This window comes from Streptomyces sp. UH6, assembly GCF_013421635.1.
Taxonomy (GTDB): domain Bacteria; phylum Actinomycetota; class Actinomycetes; order Streptomycetales; family Streptomycetaceae; genus Streptomyces; species Streptomyces abyssomicinicus.
Map to the genome: position 1 here is coordinate 1 of NZ_JACADT010000429.1, position 4679 is coordinate 4679.

Below are 4679 nucleotides of genomic sequence, written 5' to 3' on the forward strand. Positions count from 1 at the left end.
CCACCGGCGCCGGCCTCTTCGACTCCCTCGACGATCCGCCCCCGGTCGTCTGCCGGGCGGCCCACTCGGCCGCCCTGGCCTGCGGCGACGCCGTCCTCGCCGTCCGGTTCGGAGACCTCGCGGACCAGCGGGAACAGCGCATGGCGGACTTTCCGTACGACCTGGAGGACGACTGAACCGTCCGGCGGCCCGGCCGGCACCGCCGTGGCCCTGTTCCTGCGGCGGGCGGGTGTCTAGCCTCTGCCCATGACACAAGACATACCCTCGGCCGCGCGGACCTGCGGGGTCGCGGTCGTCGGTGCCGGGGCCGCCGGGCTGACGGCCGTCAAGGAGCTGACCGAGGCCGGGCTCGACGCCGTCGGTCTCGAACGGCGCGAGCGGCCCGGCGGGCTCCGGGTCAGGGACCCCGAGGCCAACGCCTCGCCCGCCTACGCCTCCCTGCACCTGAACACCAGCCGCGGGCGCACCGAGTTCGCCGCCCACCCCATGCCCGCCGACTGGCCGGACCATCCGTCCGCCGACCTGGTCGCCGGCTACCTGGACGACTACGCGCGCCGCTTCGGAGGAGAGAGATGAGGACGCCGACCGCGGCGGGCCGCCGCGTGATCGTCACCGGCGCCTCGGGGACGTTCGGACACGCACTGTGCCGCCGCTTCGCCGGACTCGGCGCGGACGTGGTGGGTCTGGACCTGGTGGCCGACGAGTCCGGGCCGGCCTCCGGGGTGGTCGCCCGCCACACCGGCGTGCGGGGAGGACGGTCATGAGCGGCACCGGGCCGGTACGCGAGGAACCGGCGGCGGGCGGCGGACAGCGTGCCGCGGCGTCCTCCGACGGCGGGGCGAGGGCGGCCACCGGCGCCCTGCTGCGCTACTCGGCGGGCTCGCTCGGGATGGGCGTCTGGATCACCGTCCCGGGCATGCTGCTGCTGTACTTCATGACCGACACGCTGGGGGTGAGCCCCGCGCTGGCCGGCGTCACGCTGCTGATCCCCAAGATCGTCGACGCGGTGGCCCACCCGGCCCTCGGCACCTGGTCGGACCGCGAGGCCAGACGGCACGGCCACCGCCGGCGGATGCTCACCCTCGGCCTGACGCTCGCCGTCGCCCTCGTCGCCCTCTTCACCGTGCCCTCCGGGCTCACCGGCCTCGGCGCGGCGCTGTGGGTCGGCGTGGCCTACACGGCCGGTAACCTGCTCTTCGCCTGCTTCCAGGTCCCCTACGTCACGACCCCCTCCGAACTGCGCATCGGCTACCACGAACGCACCCGCGTCTTCATGTTCCGCATGGCGGCGCTCACCGTCGGCCTGCTGGCGACCGGCGTCGCCGCCCCGGCGCTGGTGGCCTCCGGGGAACGCGACGCGTACTCCCGCGCGGCGATGATCCTTTCCGTCTTCATGGTCGTCACCGGTCTGGTCGCCGTGCGCGGGGTGCGCCTGCTCACCGAGGAATGCGGCACCCGCCCGCCCCCGGAGAGCGGGCACTCGGTCCTCGCCGACGTCCGGACGGCGCTGCGGGACCGGGACTTCCGGCCCCTGCTCCTCGCCTACCTCGTCACCGGCACCACTACGCACCTGTTCCTGGCGGCGGTGCCCTACTACACGGCGTACGTGCTCGGGAACGAGAAGCTGACCTCCGTGCTGATGGGCGCCTTCCTCGGCCCGGCGATCGTCGTCGGACCGCTCTGGCAGGCCCTCTCCCGCCGTCACGGCAAGCAGCGGGCCCTGATGACCGCCCAGACGCTGTTCCTGGCCGGCTGCCTGGGCCTCTGGCCGGCCGGCGGGCTCGGCACCCCGGCGACGGTCGTCGTCGCCGTCCTGCTCGGCGTCGCCTTCGCCGGACTCCAGCTGCTCGCGTTCAGCATGCTGTCCGACGCCGTGGCCGCGGCCGAGGCACGGGGCAGCACCCGCGCGGGCGCCTACTCCGGTATCTGGACGGCCACCGACGCCACCGGAACGGCACTGGGCCCCTACCTGTACGCGCTGGCCCTGGCGGCCGGCGGCTTCGTCTCCACCACCGGAGGAACCGTGGCGCAGCCGCAGCGGGCACTGGACCTGCTGCTCCTCGGCTTCACGGCCCTTCCGGCCGCGCTGATGGCGCTCGCGCTCCTCTTCCAGAGCCGCTGCCGGCTCGACGAGCGGGGGAGGCCCGGGGCGACGGCGTGACCAGGAACCGCGCGTGACCGGATCCGCGTGATCAGGGCATGACACATGCGTGACCGCGGGGGCCGGCGGGACCCCGCGGTCACGCGTCCTCGGGCCCCGGGGAGCCCTCAGACGGTGGGCGCGGAACGGATCGCGGCGATGTCGAACTGGAGCCGCACCTTCTCGCTGACCATGGCGCCGCCCTCCGCCAGCCTGCTGTCGTAGGTCAGGCCCCAGTCCGACCGGTTGATGGTGGTGGTCCCGTCGAACCCGGCGCGCTGGTAGCCGAACGGGTCGGTGACGGTGCCGATGTAGGTGAGCTCGAGCGTCACCGGCCGAGTCACCTCCTTGATGGTGAGGTCCCCGGTCATCAGGTAGACGTCGTCGCCGGCCATCTCCACCGAGGTGCTGACGAACCGCATCGTGGGGTGGTTGGCGGAGTCGAGGAAGTCCCGCCCCACCAGATGCGCGTCACGCTGCTCCACGCCGGTGTCCACGCTGCCCGTGTCGATCACGATCTCGGCCTGGGAGCGGGTCGGCCGGGTGCCGTGGAAGAAGAGCCGGCTGCGGTACTCCGTGAAGCATCCGCGGACCGTGGTGACCATGGCGTGCCGCACGGAGAAGCCGACCCGGCTGTGGGCCGGATCGATGAACCACTCGCCGGTGAGAGGGGCGAGGGCGGGATCGACGGGAGACGCCTGCGCGAAGGCGGATCTCGCCTCGACGGCGGGGTCCGTGACGGCGAGAGGCTCCGGGCGACCGGGGGTCGCGGTTCGCTTGAACAGATTCACACTTCACCTGTCGGATTCGCTCGGGACTGCACGCATGACTGCGGGATCCTATTCCAGGGACCCGCAATTCGGCACCATAAGCAGGCGTGTGCAGAATCCTCACGTATTCCCCACCCGGCGACCTTTATTCCTGCTCCGGAGGCCCCGATTTCACGGGTTGCGCGGCATCAGGGGGAGCTGGGCGACTTCCCAGGTGGCGTCCTGCGGCGCAACTTCGCGCCACACGGACGAGCGTTATTGGCGTGAAACGGATCACGCTCCCTCCATCGGAAAGTCGCAACGAGTGGAAATTCCTCGGCATTTCCCGAAGGGGCGCCCGGTACGAGATTCCCCGCTTTGCGCCCGAAATGCGTCAGCCGCCCGGACGGCACAGCAGGCTCAGGGCGTCGGCGGACGCGGAACCGGGTGCGGCGGTGTGGGTGAGCAGGCGCTGCCCGTCACTGTCCGGCAGATGCAGCACCTCGTAGTGGAGTTCGAGGTGGCCGACGTGCGGGTGGTGGAACCGCTTGGTCCCGCTGGAGCACAGACGGACGTCGTGCCGCGCCCAGAGGGCGGCGAAGTCGGGGCTGTGGATCGACAGTTCGCCGATCAGCTCGGCCAGCGGGCGGTCGCCCGGGTGGTGCGCCGCCGAGTAGCGCAGCGAGGAGACGGTCAGCGCCGCCTCCTCGCGCCAGTCCCGGTACAGCTCGCGGGTGTGCGCGTCGAGGAACAGCATGCGGAGCAGGTTGGGGCGGTCGCCGGGGTCGTCGGGCGCCCTCGGGTCCAGGTGCCCGGCCAGCAGGGCGTGACCGAGCGGATTCCACGCCAGCACGTCGTTGCGTCGGCCCAGCAGCAGCGCGGGCACCGAGGGCATGGAGGCCAGCAGGCGGACCGCTCCCGCTCCCGGGCTCTCCGGGCGGGCGGACCCGCGGCGTGCCGCCGGAGCGGGGCGGGCCAGCGCGAACAGGTGGGCGCGCTCGTCGGCGTCCAGCCGCAGGGCCCGGGCGAGCGCCTCGACGACGGCGTCCCCCGCGTTGCCCGACTGCCCCTGTTCCAGGCGCGTGTAGTAGTTCACCGAGATCCCGGCGAGCTGGGCCAGCTCCTCGCGGCGCAGCCCCGGCACCCGCCGGGCGCCCCACGTGGTGAGACCCACGGACTCCGGGGTCACGGCGGCGCGGCGGGTGCGCAGGAAGTGGCCGAGGCCGCCGGGCCCGTTCTCGTGTGCGGTGCCAAGGGACATGACCCCAGTATCGGCGGCCCGGAAAGCGTCCGCCTGCCCCTGTCAGTGGTACCAAGAAGGAGGATCTGGCCGGCGTTCCGTGCGGGCAGCAGGCTCGGGCCCATGACCACCACCGACCTCACCGGCATCCGGTCCGCCGGCTCGCCCCGCCCGGCGTCGGGCGGCTCGCGCACCCGGGAACGGCTCGCCCTCCTCGTCCTGCTGACCGCGAGTTTCACCCTCGCCGTCGACTTCTCCATCCTCAACGTCGCCCTGCCGCGCATCGGCGCCGACCTCGGTTTCGCCCTGGCCGACCTCCAGTGGATCGCGACCTCGTTCGCGCTGTGCGCGGCCGGGTTCACCCTCTTCTTCGGCCGCTGCGCCGACCTGTACGGCCGCCGCCGCCAGTTCCTCGCGGGCATCGCCCTGCTGGGCGTGGCCTCGTTGGCCGGCGGGCTCGCGCAGGAGCCCTGGCTCCTGCTGGCCGCCCGCGTCGCCCAGGGGATCGCGACCGCCGCCGTCACCCCCGCCGCCCTGTCGCTGCTGACCA

At 73.1% G+C, this 4679-nt stretch carries 6 protein-coding genes; 4 read left to right on the forward strand and 2 right to left on the reverse strand.

All coding sequences use genetic code 11. The features are described from left to right. Positions 1 to 246: 246 nt before the first annotated feature. The 3 genes from HW445_RS19145 to HW445_RS19155 are packed head-to-tail and all read left to right on the forward strand — an operon-like array spanning position 247 to position 2161. Positions 247 to 576 carry an NAD(P)-binding protein gene (locus HW445_RS19145; protein WP_180222219.1) on the forward strand — a complete coding sequence of 110 codons (330 nt, stop codon included), beginning with the start codon at positions 247 to 249 and terminating at the stop codon, positions 574 to 576. Beyond that, positions 573 to 764, forward strand: a complete 192-nt coding sequence (locus tag HW445_RS32825) for an NAD-dependent epimerase/dehydratase family protein (RefSeq protein WP_218957155.1) — start codon at positions 573 to 575, stop codon at positions 762 to 764. The genes HW445_RS19145 and HW445_RS32825 overlap by 4 nt, the downstream gene beginning before the upstream one ends. After that, complete coding sequence (locus HW445_RS19155) at positions 761 to 2161, forward strand: MFS transporter (protein WP_180222220.1); 1401 nt, start codon at positions 761 to 763, stop codon at positions 2159 to 2161. The genes HW445_RS32825 and HW445_RS19155 overlap by 4 nt, the downstream gene beginning before the upstream one ends. Before the next feature lie 107 nt (positions 2162 to 2268). Here HW445_RS19155 and HW445_RS19160 read toward each other — a convergent pair whose 3' ends face one another. Both HW445_RS19160 and HW445_RS19165 read right to left on the reverse strand, forming a co-directional pair. After that, positions 2269 to 2931: a YceI family protein gene (locus HW445_RS19160; protein WP_180222221.1), complete on the reverse strand. Its 663-nt coding sequence runs from the start codon at positions 2929 to 2931 to the stop codon at positions 2269 to 2271. A 352-nt stretch (positions 2932 to 3283) separates the two neighbouring features. Continuing rightward, positions 3284 to 4150: a helix-turn-helix transcriptional regulator gene (locus HW445_RS19165; protein ID WP_180222222.1), complete on the reverse strand. Its 867-nt coding sequence runs from the start codon at positions 4148 to 4150 to the stop codon at positions 3284 to 3286. 102 nt (positions 4151 to 4252) lie between these two features. Between HW445_RS19165 and HW445_RS19170 the strand changes: the two genes are divergently transcribed. After that, the coding region (locus HW445_RS19170) for an MFS transporter (RefSeq protein WP_180222223.1) at positions 4253 to 4679 on the forward strand (427 nt) is incomplete at its 3' end.